This window comes from Armatimonas rosea, from assembly GCF_014202505.1.
Lineage (GTDB): Bacteria > Armatimonadota > Armatimonadia > Armatimonadales > Armatimonadaceae > Armatimonas > Armatimonas rosea.
The window spans coordinates 84,878-108,217 of the sequence record NZ_JACHGW010000002.1 but is presented as its reverse complement, the minus strand read 5'-3'; the positions used below and the strand labels follow the sequence as shown (position 1 = coordinate 108,217).

Sequence of the window (23,340 nt, the reverse complement as noted above, 5' to 3'; positions counted from 1 at the left end):
CAATGAAGATCCTTCTCACCGGCGCGGGCGGCAACCTCGGCCGAGTCCTCGCCCCCGCCCTCGCCGCCACCGGCCACGAGCTACGCCTCTTCGATTTTCGCCCTCTGGAATCGTCGCCGTTTGAGACAGTCCAAGGCGATGTCCGCAACCTGGAGGATGTCCGGCGTGCCGTCGCGGGTGTCGATGCAATCGTCCACGCCGCAGCGCTCCATGGGATTCATCTCTCCAAGTGGAAGCCCGAAGACTTCTGGGCGATCAATGTCACGGGGACCTTCCATGTCTTCGAGGCCGCACGGGAGGCGGGAATCAAGCGGGTTGTCCTGTGCTCGACCATGGGGGTCTACGGCGAGAGCGCCCGCGCGCCTGAGGACTCCTGGAACCTGGTCACCGAGGCGCTTCCCCTGCTCCCCGGCGATGTCTACGGGCTCTCCAAGAAGCTCTGTGAGGAGCTGGGCGCGACCTACGGCCGCCGGTGGGGCGTGACAACAGTCGCGCTGCGCCTGGGGATGTTTGTCCCCGAAGGTAGCCTGGAGCGCTACGGCTTCCGCCTGCTCTTTGGGGGAGTCGATGACCGCGATGTGGCCCAAGCCGCCGAGCGCGCCCTCAACCACGCGCCCGAAAACGGCTTCGCTGCCTTCAATATCATGTCCGAGGTTCCCTTCTCGGAGAGCGAGCTCACGGCCCTGCGCCAGAGCCCGCTGGAAGTATTGGAGACACACTACCCCGGCCTCGGCGCGCTTCTGGCCGAAAGACAGCTCGACCCCCTGCCGCTCCTCTGGGGCCGCACGGCCTGGTCGGTCGAGAAGGCGAAGGCGCTCCTGGGCTACCAGCCACAGTACAACTTCGACGGCTTTTTGAGCGCCCTCAGATCCAACGACACGAGCTACTATCCCTATGTCGGCCTGCCCTGGTGGGGGGTCTAGCGCTCCCCCGCTACGCCCCCATCGTCCCGATCTGAAGGTCGCCGGCGCGCTGGTAGTGAGCCGCAATCACGCCACTTGGGGTCGCGGTGCTCTCGATGAGACGAAAGGCCGCGGGGATCGTGCCGTCGGCAAAGAGCCTGGTTCCCGTGCCAAGCACCACGGGATGGATAAGCAGCCAGAGCTCATCGACCAGATCGTGTTGGAGCAGTGCCTGGGCCAGCTTGCCGCTCCCATGAACCTGAAGCTCCCCGCCCTCCGATTGCTTGAGCGCTTTGATATCGTCCACGCCTCGCAGAACCACGGAGTTGCTCCACTCGGGCGTCTCCAGAGTGCTGCTCACGACGTACTTGGTGACCGCGTTCACGCCGGGCCAGATGTCCTCATGCTCGGGGAAAAACGACGCAAACAGCTCAAAGGTCTTTCGGCCTAGCAGGAGCTCTCGCGCGGGCTGTTTTTGGCTCTCCGCGATCTTATCCAGGGCCTCGTCGTAGTAGGGAGCGCTCCAGCCGCCGTAGGGGAAGCCCTCCTCCGGACCACCCGCCGCTTGCATCACTCCATCTAGCGTCACAAAAGAACCGACCACAATTTTTCTCATGAGGCGGTACTGCCTTCAACTGCCTTTACCCGGAAAGTAAGCCTGCACGATAAACATGCGGCTCTAGCGCTTAGTGCTACCCTCCTCCGAAACCGATACTTTGCCTTCCGAAACTGCCATCATGAAACTCCCAAGTTACATAAAATTAGGCAGCTTGTTGGGCGCGAAGCTGGGGCCGCACCTGATCCCATAACTCTCGTAGCTCCTCAGCAAGGGCATGTGGAGGCTCGCCAGAGAGGGCACGGGCGATGAGGCGCTCGGCTTCGCGGGGCTCGCCGGTTTCGTGGGCGAGTGAGGCGGCGCTACAAAGAAGAATGGCGACTGTGGCCGCAGGAGCATCCTTGAGGTCTGCGTAGGCAAGCGCCACCGCTTTTTCTTTTAGGAAAGCCTCTCGCCGTAGCTGGCTCTCGCGCACCGTGTCGCGGCGGCGGCGTGCGGTGTCCGCTTGGTCTACCAGCGCCATTACCTCATTGTGTTTCTCTTCCAGTTCCTGTGTCATCGTCTGTCAGCCTCTCTTAGCATACTACGAAAACGAAAAACGTACCGGCTTGGCAGGAGAGTCACAGGTCTCTACCGAACTGTGGTGCTATGAAGTCTCACTGGAGTCTCCTTGCAATCACTGTCTGTCTGAGCGGGCTGGCGCTGGCACAGAAGCCACAAGTCAGTGCGCCGCCGCCTGCCGTGGACTACAACCGCGATATCCGCCCGATCCTCTCGGGGAAGTGCTTTGCCTGCCACGGCCAGGACGAGAGCAAGCGGGCGGCGGGTCTGCGGCTGGATGGTCCTAACCGCGCGGTGGTCGGGGGGGATATCCTGGCCAGTGCGCTCAGCCACCGGATCGGGGCGACCGATGCGCTGCAGATGCCGCCGGCGGACTCGGGCAAGACACTCACGGAGGGCGAGAAGACCCTCCTACGGCGCTGGATCGGGCAGGGCGGTAAGTACGAGCAGCACTGGGCGTTTAGCCCGCTTCCCCCACAGCGAGCCGGAGGAGTGGACTTTTTTATTCGTCAGCGCCTCGCCAAGGAGAAGCTGGCGCTCTCGCCCGAGGCGGATAAGACGACTCTGATCCGGCGGGTGGCGCTGGACCTGACGGGCCTGCCGCCGACACCGCAAGAAGTGGATGCGTTTCTGGCCGACAAGTCGCCGGGGGCGTATGAGAGAGTGGTCGATCGGTTGCTGGCCTCGCCGCGCTACGGGGAGAAGATGGCGCAGCAGTGGATGGACATGGCGCGCTACGCCGACTCCAATGGCTTCCAGAACGACCACGAGCGCTACCAGTGGCGCTGGCGGGACTGGGTGATCGAGGCATTCAACAAGAACATGCCCTTCAACCAGTTCACCATCGAGCAGCTCGCCGGCGACATGCTCCCGGGTGCCACGGTCAGCCAGAAGCTGGCGACCGGCTTTAACCGCAACCACCGCATCAACACCGAGGGCGGGCTGATCGCCGAGGAGTGGCGGGTGGAGGGCGTGATCGACCGCCTGGAGACCACCGGCGCGGTCTGGCTCGGGCTCTCGGTGGGCTGCGCCCGCTGCCACGACCACAAGTACGACCCCATCAGCCAGAAAGAGTTCTACGCGCTCTTTTCCTACTTCAACAATGTCCCTGAGAGCGGCGCGGGCACCGAGGGGATCAATATCAACACGCCCCCGACCCTCAAGGCACCCATCCCCGACGAGCAAAAGCGGCTCGCGGAGCTAGGCGAGAAAGTAACCAGCGCAGAGAGCGTTGTCAAGGCGGCGGAGGCCAAGCTACCCGGCCTGCTGGCGGCGTGGGAGGCGAGCGGCGCGGCGGCGAAGTACCCGGTGACGTCGTGGGTGGGGGTGCGCCCCAGCCAGGCGACCGCCCAGAGCGCCAAGCTCATGGTCCTCCCCGACAACCAGCTCTTTGCCACGGGAAAGAACGGCGACACCGAGACCTACACGCTTACCCTCCCCACCGGCGGCAAGCCCGTGCGCGGTATCCGGCTCGAAGTCTTCCCCGAGAAAGGCAAGGTCGGGCGCTCGTCCAATGGCAACTTTGTCCTGACCGATGTGACAGTCAACGCGGCGCATCCGAGCAAGGCGGTCGCGGATTTTGCGCAGAACGGCAACCCGATCGCCGATGCCATCGACAGTGATCCCGCCACCGGCTGGGGAATCTATGGTCAGACCGACAAGCCCCACACCGCGACCTTCACGCTCGACAAGCCGCTCACGGGCGAGAGTGTCACCCTGACCCTGCGCTTTGGCTCACAGTACGGCCAGCACCAGTTCGCCCGCTTCAAGGTCGCCCTCACGGACTCGGAGACGCCGTCATCGGAGGGAATCCCGCCCGCCGGGACACCCGAGCGCCTCGCCTGGTTCCGGGCCAATGTGGATAGCGCGGCCCGCGAGGCAGATAAGACACTCGCCACGGCCAAGAAGACCCTCGCGGACTTCGATGCCACCATCCCAGCGACGATGGTCATGGCCGAGCTGGAGACGCCGCGTAAGTGCTATGTTCTCAAGCGCGGCCAGTACGACCAGCTCGGCGACGAAGTCAAGCCCGGCCTGCCCACCGCCTTTGGGACACTTCCCGCAGGCGTGGCGAACAACCGCCTGGGGCTTGCCAAGTGGATCGCCAGCGAGAAGAACCCGCTCACGGCGCGCGTCTTTGTCAACCGGCTCTGGGAGAAGTTCTTTGGTATGGGCCTGGTCGCCACCACCGAGGACTTTGGCACCCGCGCCGACTACCCCAGCCACCCCGAGCTCCTCGACTGGCTGGCATCGGAGTTTATCCGGCTCAAGTGGGACATGAAGGCGATCCAGAAGACTATCGTCCTCAGCGCCACCTACAAGCAGAGCTCCAAGACCACACCGACGCTCCTCAAAAGAGACCCAGAGAACCGGCTGCTCGCCCGTGGCCCGCGCCTGCGCCTCCCCGGCGAGGTGATCCGCGACCAGGCGCTCTGCGCGGCGGGCCTCCTCGTGGAGAAGCTCGGGGGCCGCAGTGTCCGCCCCTACCAGCCCGAGGGGTTCTGGGACGAGCTCAATGTCTACGGGAACCTCCGAAACTACAAGAACGATAAGACGCCCGACGGACTCTACCGCCGCAGTCTCTACACGATCTGGAAGCGCAGCGCCGGGCCGCCGACCATGGGGCTCTTCGATGTGCCGGGCCGCGACACCTGCCGTGTCAAGCGCAGCCGCACCAACACGCCGCTCCAGGCGCTGGCGCTCCTCAATGAAGTGACGTTTGTGGAGGCGGCGCGCCTGATCGGGCAGCGGATGATCTTGGAGGGCGGCGCCACTGCCGACTCCCGCATCACCTGGGCCTACCGCACCCTGCTCTCGCGCCGCCCCAGCACGCAGGAGCTCGCCCTGCATAAAGCCGGGCTCGAAAAGCGCCTCGCCCGCTACAAGGCCACCCCCGCTGAGGCACAAAAGCTCCTGGCGATCGGGGAGACAAAGCCCGATCCCAAGTGCGACCCCAGCGAGCTCGCCGCCTATGCGATGACCGCCAGTATCCTGCTCAACCTCGATGAGGCCATCACACGGGAATAACCAGCCACCAACAATTTGGCCCTTTCCTGCGATATAGGCTAGAGGGCCAACATTGACAAGTAAGATAGGGATGGGCTACACTGCCGCCGTGAACGATCTGGAAACCGATGTCGCAGCGGAGATTCAACGTGTGATGGCGCAGGTCGAGACCGTCATCATTGGAAAACATGAGACGGTGGAGATGGCGCTGGTGACCCTCCTGGTGGGGGGGCATCTCTTAATCGAGGATATCCCTGGAGTCGGGAAGACGACGCTGGCCAAGACCTTGGCGCAGTCGCTGGGGTGTGCCTTTAAGCGCATTCAGTTCACCCCCGACCTCCTCCCCGCCGATATCACCGGGACATCGATCTACAACCAGAAGACCCAGGAGTTCTACTTCATGCCGGGGCCGGTCTTCGCGCAGGTGGTGCTCGCCGATGAGATCAACCGCGCCACGCCCAAGACCCAGGCCGCACTCCTGGAGTGTATGGAGGAGCTCCAGGTCTCCGAGGGGGGCACGACCCACACCCTGCCGCGCCCGTTCTTTGTGATCGCCACCCAGAACAATATCGAGCACGCCGGAACCTACCAGCTCCCCGAGGCACAGATGGACCGCTTCCTGATGCGGGTGCGCCTGGGCTACCCGGACCTCAACCAGGAGATCGGGATCCTCAACTCCCAGGTGCAGAGCCACCCGCTGGTCAATGTCCAGCCGGTGATGGACGCCACCACGCTCGTGCGGCTCCAAGACAAAGTACGCCAGGTCGTGGTCTCCGAGCCGCTCCAGCGCTATATCGCCCAAGTCGTGGCCGCCACCCGCACGAGCGACCATGTGGAGATTGGAGCGAGCCCACGCGGCTCTCTGGCGCTGATGCACGCCGCGCAGGCTCACGCCGCGCTCCAAGGCCGCACGTTCGCGACGCCCGACGATGTCAAGCGCTTGGCTCCCTTTGTGCTTGCCCACCGCCTGATCCTCTCCGCCGAGGCACGGGTGCGGGGGCTGGAAGATGCCGCCGTGATCCGAGAGCTCCTCGCCCAGGTCCCTGTTCCTGGTGCCTAAGCGCTAGCGCACAGAGAAGCGCTAGTGCACGGAATCAGAGATCCGCTTGAGCTGGTCGTCGGGGAGGTTCCCGATCACCAGTGCGTAGCCCTCCGCGGTCTTCCAGGCGTAGGAGCGCTCGCCGCGCGCGGGCTGGACAATCCCAGAGTCGGCACCATTGAGGAGCTTGTGGAGCATCGGGGGCATGGGGTTGGGAACACTCACCAGCGAGATCGTGGTCAGCCCATTGCCCCAGAGCAGGGTGGTGCGAGGACGCGCCTCCCGCGTGACAGTGATCGTGCGCAGCGTGTAGCCCATGGGGAGCCAGCCCGGCTGCCGTACCACCACCCCGTCTTTGCCCGCCTCCTCCAGCGACTTATAGCGCTTCTGGTTGTCCAAGATCCGCTTGAACCCCGGCGGGAGCGGCGGTGGCTGGAAGTCATCGGGCTTGAAGCTGGGGTTGAGCTCCAGAGAGAGGTAGTAGGTATTGGAGAGGATGCGGCCATCGGGGGCACGCTCCTCGGTGCGGAGCCGTAGCCCGGTCTCGCGGTCTACCCAGAAGCGGCGCGACGGCCCCACGAGGCCATCGCCGGGATGGACAAAGACCACATCCGTAGGACGCCCCGCGATGGTGTCGGTGCCCTGGAGCTCCAGCAGCAGTGCTCCCTGCCCCGCCTGCAGCGCCTCCTGGAAGCGTTTTTTCACCTCCGCGAGCTGAGACTTGCCCTCTTGGTAGCGCTTCTCCCGCTGGTGGATCAGAAACTGCCGACGCTGGTTGTCGATCAGGAGGATTCCCTCGGGCTTGATCGACTCGCGCCGAATCCCTTGCTTGGGATCGCGCTTGACCCACTGCTCCGTGGTGCGCCCCTCGGAGCCCACGGTGACCTCGCGAGCCTGGAACGCCAGCCCAACCTCAGCCTGGACCATGCGGCGCAGGATCTTATGGGCCAGCGCCGCCCTTGCCTTGGCGAGCGCCTCTTGATTCTTCAGCACCCCCTTGGGTAGCGAGGGCGGCTGTGCCTGCGCCGAGAGCGCCACCAGCGCCAGTCCCACCCCGAGAGCAACACGCGACATCCCTCTACCTACGATCCCGTCTCACGCTCCGCCGGGGCCGACGCAAGCAAGAGGCCGGAGGAGTCGCCCAAGACCTCACCCGCCTTGGCCGAGAGGTGCTCCTGCATGGCCTGGTCCACCTCGGCGTTCTCAGCCACGGCCTCGACCGCAGGTGTCGCGACAACGGTTGGGGGCGTCGCTCGGGGGAAGAGGACCACCACGGGCACGAGGCAGGCCACCGCGAGCCCCGAGGCCACGATCGGACGAACCCGGGGACGGCTCCACCAAGCGGAGAGCTTCTCGCCTAAAGTGATGGGCTTGGGGCGGAGCGCCTGCCCCGCGAGGCGCGCCGCTAGCTTCTGCTCGAAGTCTTGGCTCGGCTCGGGACGGGGCAGAAACGCCAGCAGGCGCGTGGTCTGGGCCAGCTCGTCGGCCACCTTTGCGCAGACCGCACAGGACCGCAGGTGTGCCTGTGTCGCCTCGGCCTGCTCCACGGTCAGCACACCGTCGATGTACTCCGAGAGCCCCGCTTGAATATTTCTACAGTCTAACATGCTTGCCATTTTATTTACGACTCACGATTCCAGATAAGGCCGCAGGTGCTCTCGCAGGGCCACACGGGCATTGAAGATACGGGATTTTACCGTCCCCAGCGGGATTCCCTCCACCGCCGCGATCTCTTCGTAGGCCAGCCCCTCAATATCGTGGAGCACCACGGCGGAGCGCAGCTTGGGCGGGAGCTTCGCCAAGGCGGCCTCAATCTGCCCCCCCAGCTCCTTGCGCGAGAAGAGGGTCTCGGGCGCGGCCTTTAGGTCGGGGACATCGCGGGTCGCGTAGGAGTCTTCGTCGTCGTGGTAGGCCGGAGCATCCAGCGACGAGACCACACCGCGCTCTTTTTTCTTGCGCCGGAACGCGTCCACGCAGAGATTACCCGCGATCCGAAAGAGCCAGGTCGAGAGGCTCGCCTCCGCGCGGAAGCTGTGGATGTGGGAGTACATCCGCACAAACACCTCCTGCGTGAGGTCCTCGGCGTCTTCCGCATTGCCCGTCATGCGGTAGAGATAGTTGTAGATCTTGGACTTGTAGCGCCCGACGATCTCATTGAAGGCGGCGACGTCGGCTTTTTGACAGCGCGCGATCAGAACCGTATCTGAGTTCATTGTCGCCACGCCCCGATTCCAGAAAGTTGCCAGTGCCATTTGCTGCCCTTCATCCTATAGTACATTCTCGGACGCACCACCCTATTTTTTGTTCACCCCAGCCCTGGTGTGGAAAACGCGACAGAGGTAGACTGTGCCATGAAGCGACGCTGGTTTCTTGCCATGATTCTTCCCATTGGGCTGACAGCACTCCTCCTTGCCCGGCGCTCGCGCTCTCGTCCCTCGCGGCTCTCCGGTGCCTTCGAGACTCAAGTGCTCATTTCCCCGGACACCCCCGCCAATCACGCTCTCTACACTGCCGTCTCCCAAAGCGATGTCGTCGGGGTACAGCACGCCTTTGCAAACGGAGCCAGTGCCAATGCGACGCTCTCCTGGAAAATGGAGGGAGTCCCCCCGGAACAGCAGCAGGCCCCAAGCCCCTTTATCCTGCTGGTACAGCCCCAACAATCCGATGAGTCGGACAAGCCACAGGCCATCGCGATCTTCCGTGAGTTTCTGGCACACCACCTCGATATCCATGCGACCAGTGCCGAAGGAATCTGTGCCCTGCATATCGCCACCCGGCTGGGCGATCTAGACCTCGTCAAAGAGGTTCTTGCACGCGGAGCCGATATCAATGCCCCCTCGCAGCTCGGGGGGACCCCGCTACAGATTGCGATGATGCCGACCCTACGGGATAAAGAAGGCCCGGAGGTTCCTCTGATTCAGTTTTTATTGGAGAGCGGAGCCAACCCCAATAGTATCAGCCCAGCCAATGGGACCACCCCCTTGATGCAAGCTGCGCTCATGAACCATCCCAAGACAGTCGCGCTCCTCCTCGAACATGGCGCCGATCCCGCGCTCGTCAACCAAAGCAGCCGCTCTCGAACGAGCCGAACGTTCACGGCGCTAGAGCTGGCCCAGAGTGCGGGGAGTGAGGAGGTCGTGCGGCTTCTGCGTGCCACTCACCCCAACATGACCGCGTTCGAGGCCGCTGTCTCGGGAGCTCCCACGGTCCTCAAAAAACACCTCGACTCGGGCACCTCCCCCAATAGCCGTGATAAGAACGGCTCGCCCCTGCTCTTTCTGGCGGCGCAGTCGGGGAGTGCCGAGGCAGTCCAGCTCTTGCTGGAGCGTGGCGCCGATCCGAGCGCGGCGACACAGCCCCCGCACTTTGAGGGGTTCCCTCCCGAGCCGGGCACACGGGGATCTACCCCGCTGCATACCGCCGCGGCACATGGCTTTGTCGCCGTGATGCAGCTCCTCATCGCGCACAAGGCCGACCTCGATGCCCTCGCAGGCCGTGCGGACAGCCCAGAGACAGCACTGACAAAGGCCGTTCAAGCCAACGAGGCCGCGGCGGTTAAGCTCCTGCTGGAGCACGGGGCCAAGGTCGGCGATGCGCTGGAGCGCTGTGTTCAAAGCAAGGGACAGATGCCCCTGCGCCGCCGAGGAGAGTCGCCAACAAAGCGCCGTTCCAAAGACGTTATCCAGGAGCAGCAAGAGCAGATCTACACCCTGCTGATGGCCCAAACCAAGGACGCTGAGTCCCAGGGCAAGGCGCTGTGCACGGCTCTCGACATGGGGGAGCTGGGGCTTGCGGAGGACCTGCTCAAACGAGGGGCCGATGTCAATGTGCGGGGGCGCGATGAAAAAACGCCTCTCTTTAGCCTGATCCATTACCTGGGCCTGACCCGCTACAGCCTCTCGGAGATGCACAAGCAACAACCGATAGTCGCCCCGACCGCCCCGGAGGCTCTTGTTTTTTTGGAGCAGCTCCTTGCGCATAAACCCGACCTGAGCGTGACCCTCCCCCCCGAGCAGGACTGGAAAGGGGGCACGGCGCTGGCCTACGCCCGCTACTTCAAGCTCCCTGCCGTGGTGGAGCGGCTCCAAAAAGCGGGGCTGAAGCGGTAGAATCAACTCCGTGGAAACGATCCGGCTGGAGCTGACAGGAATCGAGAAGCGCTACGGCATGCGGCGTGTCTTGCGGGACTTTGCGCTGGTGGCGGAGGGCGGCGAAGTGGTCGCGATCACCGGGGCCAATGGGAGCGGCAAGAGCACCGTGGTCAAGCTCGTCGCGGGGCTCTTGCGGGCGAGTAAGGGAAAGATCGCGCTCACCGTGGGCACGGTCGATGAGAGCGAGCCCGAGCGGCGGCGACAGCTCTGCGGCTATGTCTCGCCGGACCTCACGCTCTACCCCGAGCTCACGGCACGCGAGAACCTGCGCTTCTTCTGCGATGTGCGCGGTGCCTCCCCCGAGGGAATCGCCGCCACCCTGGAGTGGGTCGGGCTGGGGGGGCGCGAGGACGACCCCATTGGGCAGTACTCATCGGGCCTGCGCCAGCGCGTGAAGCTGGCACTCGCGGCGCTCTTTGAGCCCCCCATCTTGCTCCTCGACGAGGCCGGCCTCGCGCTCGATGAAAAAGGAGTCGCCGTGGTCGAGAGCCTAGTCGCCCAGCAAAAAACACGCGGGGGTCTCACCCTGATCGCCACCAACGACAGCCGTGAGGCGGCGCTGGCCCAGCGGGTCATCGCTCTCTAAGCCGCTCTGGTATAATTCGCCCAGAGAACACTATCTTATGCAAGCCGCCGACCGTGCACGCTACCTGCGCCGCCTCCGCTTCCCCGACGAGATTGAGGCTGTTTTTCAGCAGGACTACTACCAAAAGTTTCTCCCTTCGCTGAGAAAGATCTTGCTCGCTCTCGTCGTCCTGATAGCATTCATCGTCCTTAGAGAGATGACACATGCCTATTTTTCAAGCAAAGATCCAAATGCTGTCAACAACACGGCTAAAGGATTAGCAGGGACTATTTCATCCATACCAGTACTTTTGCTTTTTCGCAGAATCACATTTTTAAAATCATTCGAAAAATATTTTCAGCCCTTATCTACATTATTATTAATATTACTATTTCTTTTCTTATGCCTATCCATATCTTACGCAAGAAATTTAAGGAGCTTTCTTTTTTTAAAACAATACGAGATCTTATTTAATAATGACGATTTATTGCTTATTTTTAGAAATGAATTAAACGGAAGCAACACTTACTTTCTCATACGAATGATCCCCATCGGAATGGTGTTTCTCGCTGCCTTCCGCCTTCAGTTCCGTTGGGCAGTCTCTGCAATGTTTGCAATGGCAGCAATCGCGGTCTGGTGCGTCATCAAGCCTCTCCAAGTCGGTTTTTCCACAGAGTTTATTGGGGTAACGATCCAGGTGAGCTGCACCTCCATCGTTGCCGCCTATTCCGTTGCCCTTGTCCAAGAGCGCCTCGCACGCGAAGCGTTTCTCGCGAACTATCTGTTGGATATTGAGCGTGCCAAGTCCGAGCGGCTCCTTGCCAATGTTCTGCCAGAGATGGTCGCACACCGCCTGAAGGACGAGCCGACCACCATTGCCGATAGTTTTGAGTCCGCTACGGTGCTCTTTGCCGATATCGTGGACTTCACACAGCTCGCGGCAACGCTCTCATCGGAGGAACTTGTCACCCTACTCAATGCGATCTTCTCCACCTTTGATGCCCTCGCCGAGAAGCATGGGTTGGAGAAGATCAAGACGATTGGCGATGCCTATATGGCCGTGGCCGGAGTCCCCAAGCCCGACACCCACCACGCCCAATCCGCCGCACGAATGGCTCTGGAGCTACGCACGGTCATCACTGGTTTTAAGCGCGAGAATGGTGAGCCGCTGTGCCTGCGCATTGGCCTGCACTCGGGACCAGTGATCGCGGGGGTGATCGGGACAAAGAAGTTTATCTACGATCTCTGGGGTGATACGGTCAATACGGCCAGCCGCATGGAGTCTCATGGTATCCCGGGTCAGATCCAGGTCACAGAGGCAACCCAAATGTTGTTAGGCACTGAGTTTATGTTTAGCCCCCCACGTGAGATCGAAGTCAAGGGCAAAGGACAGATGCTTGTCTATAGCCTGCTTGGCCCCCACGAAAATTAAGCACCAAGAATCCGAACAAACGCCGTTTTTTTCGACACTTAACTGCGAAGGACGAAAAAGGCGATGCAAGTTCCTGACCTCTGGCTGGTCCGACGAGCGAAAAATGGAGACACGGCCGCGTTTGGTGCGCTTCTGACGCGCCACTCGCGCCGGGTGTACAACCTACTTTTGCGGCTCACGGGCAGTCCCGCTCTTGCCGAGGACCTCACACAGGAGACCTTCCTCACAGCCTACCAGCGCCTCGCCGACTGGCGCGGCACGGGGGCGCTCTCCACCTGGCTCTGTGGGATCGCGGTCAAACACCACTTGGCGGCGCGCCGCAAGAGCCACTTTACCGAGACACTGGATGCCCACGAGGAGCTCGCCGCCGATCTGACCAGCGACCCTCTAGCCCGCTACACCCAGCACGAGGCAAAGCAAGCTCTCAATACCGCAATCTCAGCACTTCCTCTCCCCTATCGTGAGGTCTTCGTGCTGGTGCGGGTGCAAGAGCTGCGCTACCGGGAGGTCGCCGAGCTGCTGGAGATTCCCCTGGGAACGGTCCAGTCCCGCCTCGCCCAAGCCACCGTCCTTCTCCAGCATGCGCTCTCCCCATCCATCGACGGACTCCCCCAGAAAGGAACGAAACGCCATGTCCTTTGAGCCCAAGCTCCGCCGTCTGGCTAAGACGCTCCCCGAGTGTGAGGTTCCCTCCGAGCTCCACGGGCACATCCTCGCGCAGCTTCCCTCCCTATACTCCCGAAAGAAAGGTCACGTCACCATGAAAACCGTACTGATTCCCGCACTCGCGCTCGCCTTTGGCGGCGGCGGAGGCCTGCTCGTTGTCCAGTCTATCCAGACAGCGCGGGTCGCGCAGCGCACTCCTGTGCAGACCGGGCCGATTACGCTCCACTTTGTCGATGACGCAGGCAAGCCTGTCTCTGGCGTGTCCGTCAGCTTGTCGCGCTATGAGAAGAGCAATCCACGAACCGGTGCGGCTCCTGCTCAGAGGGTCAGCGATATGCCGGTGGGGACAAGCAATCAGAGCGGTGACCTGCTGCTACCCCCACAAGGGATCACGAACTTCTATGCCTCGTTTGAGCAGGAGCCCATATTCGGCACTCTTGGCCCCGTTGCAGGCAGTGGGAGCCTCGGCCCGACGAAGCGCCTGTTTGCAGCGGGGCAGATCACAGTGAGCGAGGGCCAGCAAGTGGTCGCGCTCTCGGAGCATCCGGTGCATAGTGTCACAGGGCAGCTTGTGGACGAGCAGGGCACTCCCCTTACCGATGCCCAGCCCGAGCTGTATGTGGGATCACAGCTCTTCTCCAAGCTCCACACCTACCCCGACGGTCGCTTTATTGCCTGGGTAGTGCCCAAGACGGACTATACTCTTCTCTACCACCACACGGGGCCAGGCAATCCTATCCACATAAAAAATCTCCGTGTGGACGAAGGGAAGTTCCTCGACCTGGGGACAATTACTGTCCGCTCGGGGACATGGTAGTGCCACTCTAGAGAGATACGTCCCGTTAATTCTCCACAATAAATGCGGCGCTGGCCCCGATCCAGGTGGAGTCGCGGTTGTGATCCACCCCGAGCATCTTGCCGCGCCCTAGCCGCAGGAGCGAGGTCATGGCCTGGTAGGTGCCCCCCACCCGGACAAACATGATCCGCACCTCGACCTTGGTTGGCCCCTCGGGGGTCTCGATGGTCGGGATAAAGTTCACACGCTCCTGCAGAATCCACTGGGGCGGATCCGCCACCGCCGCGAGCTCTTCCTTGGTCGGCCCGACACTCACCCCTAGCCCCGCAAACGAGAAGAGCGGCTTGAGGACATAGTTCTCTAGATCCTCCGGGAGCGCGGTGACATCCGAGAGAAACTGCGTCTTTGGGACACTCGGATGATTCAGAAACGGCAGAGAGAACTTGCTCACTAAAAAATACCAGTTCGGGTGCCCCGCCCACTCCACCTCAAGCTCGTCGCGGAAGTCGAAGGGCAGCGGAACACTTTTTCGCACCACCTCATCGACAATCACCCGGTTGTAGAGGCGCTTGATCGGGGTGCCATCGGGGGCGAAGAGCTGCTTGCCACGCTTGACCACGCTCTGCACATCCAGGGTTCGGACACCGTAGCGCTTCTCGGTGAGGAAAAAGTCTGGGCGTGTTTTCTGGGCATGGGGCGCGAGCTCCAGCAGGAAGACCTCACGGGGATCGTGGCCGTTGCAGAGCACCTGTGAGAGGGCCGCATCGTAGCTCTCTCGCGTGCCGCTGTCGAAAAACGGGCTCAGGCGGGGGGCGATCTCAAAGGCATCACGGTAGGCCTCGGCGAGGGTTGGTTGGAAGGCATAGAGCGAGGGAAAGCCCTGGATCTCGACCAGCTTGGGCGCAAGGTTCTGGTCGAGCCCGAAGTCGGCCTGCACAAAGAGCGGGGCAGAGTCGGTGTTGGGGACACGAAACGCCTCGGGGATGGCCGCCGCAGCACGGGCTAAGTAGCTCTCGTTCGCAATCAGCTGCCCGATCAGCGCCTGGCCCACGTCCACCATGCTCGCCAGGGTCTCGGCAGCAAAGAAGCACGGGGTCTCCGCGCAGCGAAAGGGCACGGGCTCCCCGCAGAGCTCGGTCAGGCGGCGCAGGAACGCCTCGTAGCGGCTCGGTGTGAAGGCGGCGTTGTACGCGGCGCGGTAGCTCTCGATCATGAAATATAGACTCCAGCCCCGCCCCTCCAACGGGCGGGGAGCAATTAAAAAACCCCGCTACGATTGTAGCGGGGTTTAGATTCCCGGACAAGGATTCGAACCTCGATTAACAGGGCCAGAACCTGTCGTCCTGCCGTTGAACGATCCGGGATCATTTCGGCGCCAGCTACTATATCGTATCTTCGGGCGGCTTGCAAGAGGAGGAAAAGAAGAGAATAAAACCGAACTGGTTTGGGTAGATTTTCTTAGGGAGAAAAAAGCAATGACACGACGAGGTTTTCTAGACGAGGCATTCTTTGCCACCGCGATCGCATCGCTCACAGCAGCGGGCGCGTTTGCGGCAGAGCCCACACCGGCGCGCCCCCGGCGGCGCTACGGCGCGGCGGACAAGGTGCGCGTCGCGGTGATCGGGGTCAATGGGCGCGGCAAGGCGCATATCGACGGCTATCTCGGGCTGCCGGATGCCGAGGTGGTGGCGATCTGCGATGTCGACTCCGGGGTTGGGGAGAAGGCGGCGGCGGCGATAGAGAAGAAGACCGGCAAGAAGCCCAAGGTCTACCAGGACCTGCGCAAGCTCTTTGAGGACAAGGAGATCGACGCGGTCTCGTGCGCCCTGCCCATCCACTGGCACGCGCTGGCGGCGACCTGGGCGATGGAGGCGGGAAAAGATGTCTATGTCGAGAAGCCCTGCTCCCACAATGTCAGTGAGGGCCGCCGGATTGTCCAGGTGCAGCAGCGCACGGGCCGTATCTGCCAGGTCGGTACCCAGAGCCGCTCGGCCAAGGCGGTCCAGCAGGGGATCAAGTTCATCCACGACGGCAAGATCGGCAAGGTCAGTGTGGCGCGGGGGCTGTGCTACAAGCCCCGCAACAGTATCGGAATCTTCCCCGATAGCGAGGTTCCCGCGGGCGTGGACTACGATATCTGGCTGGGGGCCGCTCCCAAGCGCCCCTTCAACAAGAACCGCTTCCACTACAACTGGCACTGGAACTTCGACTACGGCGCCGGCGATCTGGGCAACCAGGGAATCCACCAGATGGATATCGCGCGCTGGGCCCTGGGCAAGAACCAGCTCCCCAGCTCGGTGATGACCCTGGGCGGGCGCTTTGGCTATGTCGATCAGGGCACGACCCCCAACACCGTGGTCTCGGTCTACGACTACGCGGACTCACAGCTGGTCTTCGAGGTGCGCGGCCTGCCCACCGAGAAGCTCAAGGGCGCCGATATCGGCGATATTATCTACGGCGAGAGCGGCTATGTCGTGTTTACGTCGAGCTACGGCAAGGCGGCGGCCTTCACCAACGACGGCCAGCCGCTGGCGACCTTTAACGGCGGCGGGGATCACTTTGCCGCCTTTATCCGCGCCGTCAAGAGCCGCCAGCAGTCCGACCTGGCCGCGCCGGTTCTGGAGGGGCACCTCTCCAGCGCGCTCTGTCACCTGGGCAACAACTCCTACCAGCTCGGGCGGGAGACCAGCTTCAGCGATGCCGAGCGCGAGTGGAGCAAGAGCCGCAATGGCACCGAGGCGTTTGGCCGCATGAAGGAGCACCTGGAGAAAAACGGGGTGGCTCTGACCAACACCAAGCTCAAGCTCGGGCGCCTGCTGGAGATTGATGCGGCCAAGGAGCAGTTCAAGGACAAGGCCGCGCTTCCCCTGCTCACCCGCGAGTACCGCAAGGGCTTCACGCTCCCCAAGGCGTAGTTTGTCACCGACAGGGGAGGAATCGCTTCCTCCCCTGTCGAAAACCGGTTCATGCCGAAACCTGAATTTCTCCGCCGCAGTGCTGTCGCGGGAGCCGCCGTTGCCGGTGTCGCCCTCGCCGCAGGGGCTGCCGATGCGCAGAGCATCCCCGTCCGTGTCACCGCTGAGAAAGCCGATAGCGCCGCCGCTCCGGTCTCCCTGACCCTCTCCCAGGCCGAGCTCAAGAAAAAACACACGCTCCCCAAGGGCGCGACCCCGCTGGTCTGCCAGATCCGGGCCGCCGGTGCCGACAAGGCCACCCTGGTCTTTGTGGCCCCTGCCCTCAAGAAAGGCGAGTCCAAGCTCTTTGTGCTCACGCCCGGCAAGGCAGCGACTGTCGAGGTGAAGGAGGCGGGCAAGAACGCGGAGATCCGGATCGGGGGGCAGCTCTTCACCCGCTACGACACCACGACCGGCCCGAACAAGCCCTACCTCTACCCCATCCAGGCCTTTGGCGGCAAGCACTTCACGCGTCGCTGGCCGCTGGAAGAAGTGGGCCACGAGGAGAAAGACCACCCGCACCACCGCGGGCTCTGGTTCACCCACGGCGAGATGAACGATGTCGATTTCTGGACCGAGGTCGCCAAGGCGGGGCATCCGATCGGCAAGACGGTCAATACCGGCTACTCCGCCCTGGAGAGCGGCGCGGTCTCCGGCAGGCTCGGCACCAAGACCGACTGGATCACCGAGCAGGGCAAGACCATCGCCCGCGACACCCGCGAGATCGTGGTGACGCCGGTCGGGGAGAGTATCGTGCTGGACTTCTCGGTGACGGTCACCGCAGTCGGTGGCCCGCTCACTTGGGGCGATACCAAGGAAGGGACTTTTGCGCTACGCGTCCCCGAGATCATGAAGGCGGAGAAAGAGGGCAAGGGCACCCTGGAGAGCGCCGAGGGCGTGAAGAACGCCGCGGTCTGGGGGAAGCCATCGCCGTGGCACGACTACTGGGGCCCAGTCGAGGCAGGCGGGGAGACCTTCGGGATCGCGATCTTCGACTCCCCGAGCAACCCGCGCTACCCGACCACCTGGCACTCGCGCACCTACGGCCTCTACGCCGCCAACCCCTTCGGCCTCCATGACTTCGACACCACTAAGAAGACCGACCGCCACGCCGGGCAGCTCATCACGCCCGAGGGCAAGTCCGTGACCTTTGCCTACCGGGTTCTCTTCCACAAGGGCGATACCCGCGCCGCTAAGATTGCCGAGAGCTTCAATGCCTGGGCCACTCCCCCGAAAGTCGAGCTCGCCAAATGAGTGTTGCCTCTCACGACGACAAGAACCTGAAGTGGTACCAGGGAATCCCGAAGTACTCCTGGATGGTGCTGATTATCGCGGCACTGGGCTGGCTCTTTGATGCGATGGACCAGAATCTCTTCAATATGGTCCGGGCTCCCTCGGTCAAGGCGCTCCTGGAGCTGACCGGCCTCGCAGGGAAAGAGCTGGACGATGCCGCCAAGCTGGTGGGGGCGCAGCTGACCGCGACCTTTCTGGTGGGCTGGGCCTTCGGGGGCTTTATCTTTGGGATGATCGGCGACAAGCTGGGGCGTACCCGGACGATGATGCTGACGATCCTGATCTACGCGGTCTTCACCGGGCTCAATGGGCTGGTGCAGAACCTGCCGCAGTACTTTATCTGTCGCTTCATCACCGCCCTCGGGGTGGGCGGGGAGTTTGCCGCCGGTGCCGCGCTGGTCGCGGAGGTCTGGCCCAACCGCTCCCGCCCGATGGCCCTGGGAACCCTGCAAGCCCTCTCCGCAATCGGGAACATGGGCGCGGCCGTGGTGAACCTCCTGGCCGGTGCCGACTGGCGCGTGGTCTACTTCGTGGGAGCCGCCCCAGCCCTGATGGTGCTCTGGATTCGCTCGTCGGTGAAGGAGCCCGAGGCGTGGCACGAGGCCAAGGAGAAGGCGGCAACTACCGGAGAGATCGGCAATATCGCCTCACTCTTCAGCGATCCGACTCTTCGCAAGAACACGATCGCCGGAACCCTGATCGCTCTCGCCGGTGTGGGTGGGCTCTGGGGCGTGGGCTTCTTCCTCCCCGACCTGATCCGCACGGTGCTGGGGCCCAATGTCGCGGCGATGGACGCTGTCGCGGGCAAGAAGCAGCTCGGGCAGTGGGTGAGTATCGCGTTTATCTTCCAGAATGTCGGGGCGTTTCTGGGGATGTTTGGCTACGCCGCCCTGAGTGAGCGGGTGGGCCGCAAGCCTGCGCTGGCGCTCTTCCTGCTCCTGGCCTACGGCTCGATCCAGCTTGCCTTCTGGGGCGTCCGCGACCTCAACACCGCCTACGTCCTCTCGTTCGTGCTGGGCTTCTGCGCCCTGGCCCCCTTCTCGGCGTTTGCGGTCTACTTCCCCGAGCTCTACCCCACCCGGCTCCGCGCCACGGGGATCGGGTTCTGCTACAACTGCGCCCGCCTGCTGGCCGCCGCCGCACCGTTCGCGCTGGGAGGGCTCGCCAAGGCCTTCAACAGCCCCACCGACCCCGCCTACGGCTTCCGAATCGCCGCCGCCATCGTCGCCAGCATCTATATCTTCGGCTTTGTCGGGCTCGCCTTCGCCCCGGAGACCAAAGGGAAGCCCCTGCCCGAGTAAACCATGTCCCTCAGTAAACGCCAGTATGGTGAAATACCGGGTTATCCTGAGGGGCACTGGTTTGAAAATCGTGCAGCTCTCAGCCAAGCAGGAGTTCATCGTCCCCCGATGAATGGTATTTGTGGTAGTGCGAGTGAGCCCGCAGAATCAATCGTTCTCTCGGGTGGCTACGAGGACGATGAGGACCTTGGCAATGAGCTGATCTACACGGGTGAGGGGGGAAACGATCCCCAAACAAAGAAGCAAGTCTTCGATCAACAGCTTATTCGGGGTAATGCAGCCTTAGTAAAAAATCTATTGGAGGGAGTGCCCATCCGAGTTGTCCGTGGAGCCAGTCATCGCCATGAGCTATCTCCCTCCTCCGGTTACGTCTATGCTGGTCTCTACCGCGTCGAGAGGTATTGGCAGGATAGGGGTAAGTCAGGATTTCTGATCTGGCGTTTCCGTCTGAGTAAGGTTGGCTTAAAAGGCGCGTTTCAGATTCGCGAGCCAAAAGAAGAGTACGGTCCAACCAAGCGCGTAGCAGCAATAGTCTCACGCATTGTACGGACAACAGCTCTGGCGAATCGAGTTAAGCAGATGCATAACTACACGTGCCAAGTATGCGGAGTCCGTCTTGAAACTCCAGGAGGCCCCTATGCAGAAGCAGCACATATTCGTCCTCTCGGCCGCCCCCATCATGGCCCAGACATAATAACCAATATCTTATGTCTGTGCGCAAACTGTCATCTCTTGTTTGACACAGGAGCGATCACGATCGACGATGACCTGACAGTAACAGGAACACAACAACGTCTGAGAACAGTGCTAGGGCATCACATCCGAGCGGATTTCTTACAATACCACCGGCAGTGTTACTTGCGGCCAGAAGAGTATAGTTCCCCAGATACGGAAACATAAACTCTGCCCATACACGAAGGCCCTGCGGGACTGGATGCAGGCCCTCCACCGCATCACCAAGGTCGCCCTCCGCGCCCGCCCCGACTTGCTCGGCAGGCTGTAGGTTTCGGGGCATCTCTCCGGGTTCGCAGAACTCACCCACCTCTCTTCCCCCGGTACCCTCTGGGTGGTACTCGCAAGCTCGTCGGGAAGAGAGGCTCCCCTATCGTGGTAGGCTCGTCCCTCTTCCTAGCGAGGGACGAGCGATCCGGGGAAGAGGGAAGCCGTCTCAGCGGCAGGGAGATGGGTGGCAGGGAGATGGGCGGCAGGGAGATGGCTCTATGGCACCGCTGTTTCGTTGTAGATATGATGGAAATATCATGACACTGACGATTGAGAAACCAGAGACAAAAGCCCGACTGATTCGCTTTGCCGCGTCGCGAGGAATCTCTCCCCTGGAGGCCCTCGATGAGCTACTCGATGAGGTGGAAGAGAACGCTATCCCCGAACCAGTGATTACCCAGGAGTTTGCCGACGAGCTGCAAGCCATGTGCGAGGGGATCGAAGCAGGCACGATCAAGGTTGCCCCCTGGGACTCCGAAGCGAGACGAAAGCGTACTGCCGAGCTACTCAAGCGAGAGTTCGGATATGAAGCACCTTCTGCCACCAAAGATATAGAGAAAGCTGCCGCATGACCTGGGTGGTTTTAAGGACAGAGAGAGCGGAGATTGATATTGACCAACTCGCCTCTCGTGTTGCCCGTCTGCGTGGGCCTGAGTATGTCGGCAGATGGGACGAGGGTCTGAGCGTGGCGATTGATTCGCTGGCAGATTTCCCCGGCCCACGCTCCTTTCCACGGAACATTGAAGAGAGCGAGCGGCGGCGTGCTGAGGTGCGTGTGAGGCTCTACAACGGCCCGGACAAGAAGCCAGCCACCTCGGTGGCCTGCCATATCTTCTTTGCACTCTACGATCCCACGCAGGGAGAAGAGACAGGCCGCGTGCTAGTCTTGCGCGTGATCGGAACCCGAACACAAGCCGCAAGTGATGTGCTCAAGGGTACGGATTCGTCCAACGACGAGCCTTAGTTCCCCCTTTCCCAGTGAGGCACGAACGACCGGGAGAGGGGGCTAGGGGGAGAGGTTACGTCGGGAACGGGTTCCGATCAAACCCGTCCTGGTGCCAGTAGGGATAGGTCTTGGTCTTGTTGCTCGCCGCATCCAGGCGCGCCACTTGCTCCGCAGTCAGGTTCCAGCCGACCGCCCCGAGGTTCTGCTTGAGCTGCTCCTCGTTGCGCGCCCCAACCACCAGAGTCGCGACCGTCGGGCGTTGCAGGAGCCAGTTGAGCGCGAGCTGCGGGACGGTCTTGCCGGTCTCCTCGGCGAGCTGATCGAGGACATCCACCACGCCATAGAGGTACTCATCGTCCACGGGCGGGCCATTGTCGACCACCACTTTGGACTGGAGGCGGCTGCTCTCCGGGAGCGGCTGGCCGCGGCGAATCTTCCCGGTCAGGCGGCCCCAGCCCAGCGGGCTCCAGACCACGGCCCCGACTTTCTGGTCGAGGCCCAGGGGCATCAGCTCCCACTCGTAGTCGCGGCCAATGAGGGAATAGTAGGCCTGGTGCGCCACATAACGCGGCAGGCCGTACTTCTCCGCCGCGGCCAGCGACTTCATCAGGTGCCAGCCCGAGAAGTTCGAGCAGCCGACATAGCGAATCTTGCCCGCGCGTACAAAATCGTCGAGGGTCTGGAGCACCTCCTCCACGGGCGTGAAGGCATCGAAGCTATGGAGCTGGAAGAGATCGATGTAGTCCGTGCCCAGGCGCCGCAGGCTGTTGTGGATCGTCTCCGTGAGGTGAAAGCGCGACGAGCCGGTCTCGTTGGGGCCGGGGCCGGTGCGAAAGCCGCCCTTGGTCGAGATCAGCACCTTATCGCGGCGGCCTTTGATCGCTTGACCCAGAATCTCCTCCGCCTTGCCCCCGGAGTAGACATCCGCGGAGTCGAACATCGTCAGCCCGGCATCGAGGCAGATATCCACCAGGCGGGTCGCCTCCGCCACATCGCTCGCGCCCCATGCCTCAAAGAACGCGCCGCTGCCGCCGAACGTGCCGGTGCCAAAGCTGAGGACCGGGACCTTGAGGCCCGAGGCCCCTAAAAATCGGTATTCCATGCCTCTCAATATACCTGTAAAATGGGATATGGCCTTACTCAATCGTCGGCACTTTCTGGTTGGCAGCGCCAGCACGCTGCTGGGTCTCGGGGCGGGGTGTGGTTCGGGCGGGTCCGGGAGCGAGCCACCATCGCTGGCAGGCTACGTGCTCTTCAACGAGCCCTACGGCGAGGGTGCCACCGCCTCGGCGCGGATCATCGCCGCGCGCCCCGATGGCAGCGACCGCAAGGTGGTCCTCGACCAGCACCGCCTGCTCTCGGTCTCGCCCGACGGTGCCCTCCTGGAGGTGCAAGAGGCGACGGGGACCCGCAATCGTCTGCTCTTCAACACCGCCGGGGAGCGTCAGGCGCTCCTGCCCGCCCTCGCCGAGTCCCCGACCCTCAATGCCCTCCCCAGTGCCTGGTCGCCCGATGGCCAGCAGCTGCTCTACTTCAGCCAGATCCTCTTCCCGGTTCCCCCGCCGTTCCAGCTCACGGTGCTCAACCGCAAGGGGGAGGTGGTGCGCTCGGTCGCCAAGACAAACAGCTGGCGCTACGGCTGGATCGGCCCCACGACAGTCGCGTGGCTGGACCTGACAGGCACGTTCCGGCTGGACCTAAACGCGGGCGGCACGCAGCTCCTGAGCGACAACAACGCCATCCAGGCGCTCTCCCCCGACGGCAACTACCTGCTGGCGGTCGAGCCGGCGGGGGCCTCGTTCCAGGTGGTCCGGCAGAGTGTCGCCACCAACGCCAAGGTCCCCCTCCTCTCTGGCCTCAACGGTGCCACGGAGGCGCGGTACTCCCGCGACGGTCGCTTCATTCTGGTGACCGCGGTCCAGAGCTCCGGCTATGTCGCGGTCCGTATCGCCGCCAGCACGCTCGCCGTCGAGGCGACAATCGCTCTGCCCACCACGGGGACGCTCCTCGCGGCCCCGAGCGTGGTCTGGTCGCCGGACTTCCAGAGTATCGCCTACCACTGGACCAATGTCAGCGACACCCCGCCGTCGGAGCACCTGGAGCTACGGGGGGCGGTGGGCACCTACTCCTTCGCCCGCAACAACGAGCCTATCGCCTGGCTCTAGCCGAG

At 62.6% G+C, this 23,340-nt stretch carries 22 protein-coding genes and 1 tRNA gene; 15 read left to right on the top strand and 8 right to left on the bottom strand.

Going from position 1 to position 23,340, the window contains the following annotated elements:
* Positions 1–2: 2 nt before the first annotated feature.
* Entirely contained in the window at positions 3–923 is a 921-nt protein-coding gene (locus HNQ39_RS08380) for an NAD-dependent epimerase/dehydratase family protein (protein WP_184193860.1), read from the top strand.
* Between the two features lie 10 nt (positions 924–933).
* On the opposite strand, the gene HNQ39_RS08375 is transcribed toward HNQ39_RS08380, so the two are convergent.
* A complete protein-coding gene (locus HNQ39_RS08375) occupies positions 934–1,518 on the bottom strand; it encodes a dihydrofolate reductase family protein (protein ID WP_184193857.1) in 585 nt (194 codons plus the stop codon).
* Positions 1,519–1,663: 145 nt separating this feature from the next.
* Positions 1,664–2,017, bottom strand: coding sequence for a hypothetical protein (locus tag HNQ39_RS08370; protein ID WP_184193854.1), 354 nt, complete (start codon positions 2,015–2,017; stop codon positions 1,664–1,666).
* An 89-nt stretch (positions 2,018–2,106) separates the two neighbouring features.
* Here HNQ39_RS08370 and HNQ39_RS08365 point away from each other — a divergent pair, with 89 nt between their 5' ends.
* Both HNQ39_RS08365 and HNQ39_RS08360 read left to right on the top strand, forming a co-directional pair.
* A complete protein-coding gene (locus tag HNQ39_RS08365) occupies positions 2,107–5,046 on the top strand; it encodes a PSD1 and planctomycete cytochrome C domain-containing protein (RefSeq protein ID WP_184193852.1) in 2,940 nt (979 codons plus the stop codon).
* 88 nt (positions 5,047–5,134) lie between these two features.
* A complete protein-coding gene (locus tag HNQ39_RS08360; protein ID WP_221289926.1) occupies positions 5,135–6,085 on the top strand; it encodes an AAA family ATPase in 951 nt (316 codons plus the stop codon).
* 21 nt (positions 6,086–6,106) lie between these two features.
* On the opposite strand, the gene HNQ39_RS08355 is transcribed toward HNQ39_RS08360, so the two are convergent.
* Genes HNQ39_RS08355 through HNQ39_RS08345 form a run of 3 tightly spaced genes read right to left on the bottom strand, consistent with a single transcriptional unit; the run spans position 6,107 to position 8,316 of the window.
* A complete protein-coding gene (locus tag HNQ39_RS08355; protein ID WP_184193849.1) occupies positions 6,107–7,138 on the bottom strand; it encodes a sigma-E factor regulatory protein RseB domain-containing protein in 1,032 nt (343 codons plus the stop codon).
* Positions 7,139–7,146: 8 nt separating this feature from the next.
* A complete protein-coding gene (locus tag HNQ39_RS08350) occupies positions 7,147–7,671 on the bottom strand; it encodes an anti-sigma factor family protein (protein ID WP_184193845.1) in 525 nt (174 codons plus the stop codon).
* A gap of 21 nt (positions 7,672–7,692) precedes the next feature.
* Positions 7,693–8,316, bottom strand: a complete 624-nt coding sequence (locus HNQ39_RS08345; RefSeq protein ID WP_184193842.1) for a sigma-70 family RNA polymerase sigma factor — start codon at positions 8,314–8,316, stop codon at positions 7,693–7,695.
* A gap of 99 nt (positions 8,317–8,415) precedes the next feature.
* Between HNQ39_RS08345 and HNQ39_RS08340 the strand changes: the two genes are divergently transcribed.
* The 5 genes from HNQ39_RS08340 (at position 8,416) to HNQ39_RS08320 (ending at position 13,695) form a co-directional block, all read left to right on the top strand.
* Complete coding sequence (locus tag HNQ39_RS08340) at positions 8,416–10,173, top strand: ankyrin repeat domain-containing protein (protein WP_184193841.1); 1,758 nt, start codon at positions 8,416–8,418, stop codon at positions 10,171–10,173.
* Between the two features lie 10 nt (positions 10,174–10,183).
* Positions 10,184–10,801, top strand: coding sequence for an ATP-binding cassette domain-containing protein (locus HNQ39_RS08335; RefSeq protein ID WP_184193838.1), 618 nt, complete (start codon positions 10,184–10,186; stop codon positions 10,799–10,801).
* 595 nt (positions 10,802–11,396) lie between these two features.
* Positions 11,397–12,212 (top strand): adenylate/guanylate cyclase domain-containing protein, encoded by an 816-nt coding sequence (locus tag HNQ39_RS29605; protein ID WP_221289925.1) that lies wholly within the window; start codon positions 11,397–11,399, stop codon positions 12,210–12,212.
* Positions 12,213–12,275: 63 nt separating this feature from the next.
* Positions 12,276–12,854 carry an RNA polymerase sigma factor gene (locus HNQ39_RS08325; protein ID WP_184193832.1) on the top strand — a complete coding sequence of 193 codons (579 nt, stop codon included), beginning with the start codon at positions 12,276–12,278 and terminating at the stop codon, positions 12,852–12,854.
* Positions 12,844–13,695, top strand: coding sequence for a hypothetical protein (locus tag HNQ39_RS08320; protein WP_184193829.1), 852 nt, complete (start codon positions 12,844–12,846; stop codon positions 13,693–13,695). Before HNQ39_RS08325 ends, HNQ39_RS08320 begins: the two co-directional genes overlap by 11 nt.
* A 25-nt stretch (positions 13,696–13,720) precedes the next feature.
* Here HNQ39_RS08320 and HNQ39_RS08315 read toward each other — a convergent pair whose 3' ends face one another.
* Together HNQ39_RS08315 and HNQ39_RS08310 are read right to left on the bottom strand one after the other, a co-directional pair.
* Positions 13,721–14,887, bottom strand: coding sequence for an ATP-grasp domain-containing protein (locus tag HNQ39_RS08315; RefSeq protein WP_184193825.1), 1,167 nt, complete (start codon positions 14,885–14,887; stop codon positions 13,721–13,723).
* An 80-nt stretch (positions 14,888–14,967) separates the two neighbouring features.
* Positions 14,968–15,038: transfer RNA gene (locus HNQ39_RS08310), tRNA-Gln, on the bottom strand.
* 111 nt (positions 15,039–15,149) lie between these two features.
* On the opposite strand from HNQ39_RS08310, the gene HNQ39_RS08305 reads away from it, so the two are divergent.
* From HNQ39_RS08305 to HNQ39_RS08280, 6 genes are all read left to right on the top strand, one after another.
* Positions 15,150–16,589, top strand: a complete 1,440-nt coding sequence (locus tag HNQ39_RS08305) for a Gfo/Idh/MocA family protein (RefSeq protein WP_184193821.1) — start codon at positions 15,150–15,152, stop codon at positions 16,587–16,589.
* Between the two features lie 51 nt (positions 16,590–16,640).
* On the top strand, positions 16,641–17,882 hold the full coding sequence (locus HNQ39_RS08300) for a DUF6807 domain-containing protein (protein WP_184193818.1): 1,242 nt from the start codon (positions 16,641–16,643) through the stop codon (positions 17,880–17,882).
* On the top strand, positions 17,879–19,222 hold the full coding sequence (locus HNQ39_RS08295) for an MFS transporter (protein WP_184193815.1): 1,344 nt from the start codon (positions 17,879–17,881) through the stop codon (positions 19,220–19,222). Before HNQ39_RS08300 ends, HNQ39_RS08295 begins: the two co-directional genes overlap by 4 nt.
* 3 nt (positions 19,223–19,225) lie before the next feature.
* Positions 19,226–20,122 (top strand): YDG/SRA domain-containing protein, encoded by an 897-nt coding sequence (locus HNQ39_RS30525; RefSeq protein ID WP_184193812.1) that lies wholly within the window; start codon positions 19,226–19,228, stop codon positions 20,120–20,122.
* Between the two features lie 359 nt (positions 20,123–20,481).
* Positions 20,482–20,796 carry a hypothetical protein gene (locus HNQ39_RS08285; protein ID WP_184193807.1) on the top strand — a complete coding sequence of 105 codons (315 nt, stop codon included), beginning with the start codon at positions 20,482–20,484 and terminating at the stop codon, positions 20,794–20,796.
* A complete protein-coding gene (locus tag HNQ39_RS08280) occupies positions 20,793–21,188 on the top strand; it encodes a type II toxin-antitoxin system RelE/ParE family toxin (protein WP_184193804.1) in 396 nt (131 codons plus the stop codon). Before HNQ39_RS08285 ends, HNQ39_RS08280 begins: the two co-directional genes overlap by 4 nt.
* A gap of 55 nt (positions 21,189–21,243) precedes the next feature.
* Here the strand turns inward: HNQ39_RS08280 and HNQ39_RS08275 are convergent, their stop codons facing one another.
* Entirely contained in the window at positions 21,244–22,272 is a 1,029-nt protein-coding gene (locus HNQ39_RS08275; RefSeq protein ID WP_184193801.1) for an aldo/keto reductase, read from the bottom strand.
* A 28-nt stretch (positions 22,273–22,300) separates the two neighbouring features.
* Here HNQ39_RS08275 and HNQ39_RS08270 point away from each other — a divergent pair, with 28 nt between their 5' ends.
* Positions 22,301–23,335 carry a TolB family protein gene (locus HNQ39_RS08270; protein ID WP_184193798.1) on the top strand — a complete coding sequence of 345 codons (1,035 nt, stop codon included), beginning with the start codon at positions 22,301–22,303 and terminating at the stop codon, positions 23,333–23,335.
* Positions 23,336–23,340: the final 5 nt, after the last annotated feature.

What these genes read in the sequence shown, in the direction of transcription:
- HNQ39_RS08380 (WP_184193860.1), top strand. Translation starts at nt 3, where the DNA reads ATGAAGATCCTTCTCACCGGCGCGGGCGGCAACCTCGGCCGAGTCCTC.
- HNQ39_RS08375 (WP_184193857.1), bottom strand. Translation starts at nt 1,518, where the DNA reads ATGAGAAAAATTGTGGTCGGTTCTTTTGTGACGCTAGATGGAGTGATG.
- HNQ39_RS08370 (WP_184193854.1), bottom strand. Translation starts at nt 2,017, where the DNA reads ATGACACAGGAACTGGAAGAGAAACACAATGAGGTAATGGCGCTGGTA.
- HNQ39_RS08365 (WP_184193852.1), top strand. Translation starts at nt 2,107, where the DNA reads ATGAAGTCTCACTGGAGTCTCCTTGCAATCACTGTCTGTCTGAGCGGG.
- HNQ39_RS08355 (WP_184193849.1), bottom strand. Translation starts at nt 7,138, where the DNA reads ATGTCGCGTGTTGCTCTCGGGGTGGGACTGGCGCTGGTGGCGCTCTCG.
- HNQ39_RS08350 (WP_184193845.1), bottom strand. Translation starts at nt 7,671, where the DNA reads ATGTTAGACTGTAGAAATATTCAAGCGGGGCTCTCGGAGTACATCGAC.
- HNQ39_RS08345 (WP_184193842.1), bottom strand. Translation starts at nt 8,316, where the DNA reads ATGGCACTGGCAACTTTCTGGAATCGGGGCGTGGCGACAATGAACTCA.
- HNQ39_RS08340 (WP_184193841.1), top strand. Translation starts at nt 8,416, where the DNA reads ATGAAGCGACGCTGGTTTCTTGCCATGATTCTTCCCATTGGGCTGACA.
- HNQ39_RS29605 (WP_221289925.1), top strand. Translation starts at nt 11,397, where the DNA reads ATGGCAGCAATCGCGGTCTGGTGCGTCATCAAGCCTCTCCAAGTCGGT.
- HNQ39_RS08325 (WP_184193832.1), top strand. Translation starts at nt 12,276, where the DNA reads ATGCAAGTTCCTGACCTCTGGCTGGTCCGACGAGCGAAAAATGGAGAC.
- HNQ39_RS08320 (WP_184193829.1), top strand. Translation starts at nt 12,844, where the DNA reads ATGTCCTTTGAGCCCAAGCTCCGCCGTCTGGCTAAGACGCTCCCCGAG.
- HNQ39_RS08315 (WP_184193825.1), bottom strand. Translation starts at nt 14,887, where the DNA reads ATGATCGAGAGCTACCGCGCCGCGTACAACGCCGCCTTCACACCGAGC.
- HNQ39_RS08305 (WP_184193821.1), top strand. Translation starts at nt 15,150, where the DNA reads ATGACACGACGAGGTTTTCTAGACGAGGCATTCTTTGCCACCGCGATC.
- HNQ39_RS08300 (WP_184193818.1), top strand. Translation starts at nt 16,641, where the DNA reads ATGCCGAAACCTGAATTTCTCCGCCGCAGTGCTGTCGCGGGAGCCGCC.
- HNQ39_RS08295 (WP_184193815.1), top strand. Translation starts at nt 17,879, where the DNA reads ATGAGTGTTGCCTCTCACGACGACAAGAACCTGAAGTGGTACCAGGGA.
- HNQ39_RS30525 (WP_184193812.1), top strand. Translation starts at nt 19,226, where the DNA reads ATGTCCCTCAGTAAACGCCAGTATGGTGAAATACCGGGTTATCCTGAG.
- HNQ39_RS08285 (WP_184193807.1), top strand. Translation starts at nt 20,482, where the DNA reads ATGACACTGACGATTGAGAAACCAGAGACAAAAGCCCGACTGATTCGC.
- HNQ39_RS08280 (WP_184193804.1), top strand. Translation starts at nt 20,793, where the DNA reads ATGACCTGGGTGGTTTTAAGGACAGAGAGAGCGGAGATTGATATTGAC.
- HNQ39_RS08275 (WP_184193801.1), bottom strand. Translation starts at nt 22,272, where the DNA reads ATGGAATACCGATTTTTAGGGGCCTCGGGCCTCAAGGTCCCGGTCCTC.
- HNQ39_RS08270 (WP_184193798.1), top strand. Translation starts at nt 22,301, where the DNA reads ATGGCCTTACTCAATCGTCGGCACTTTCTGGTTGGCAGCGCCAGCACG.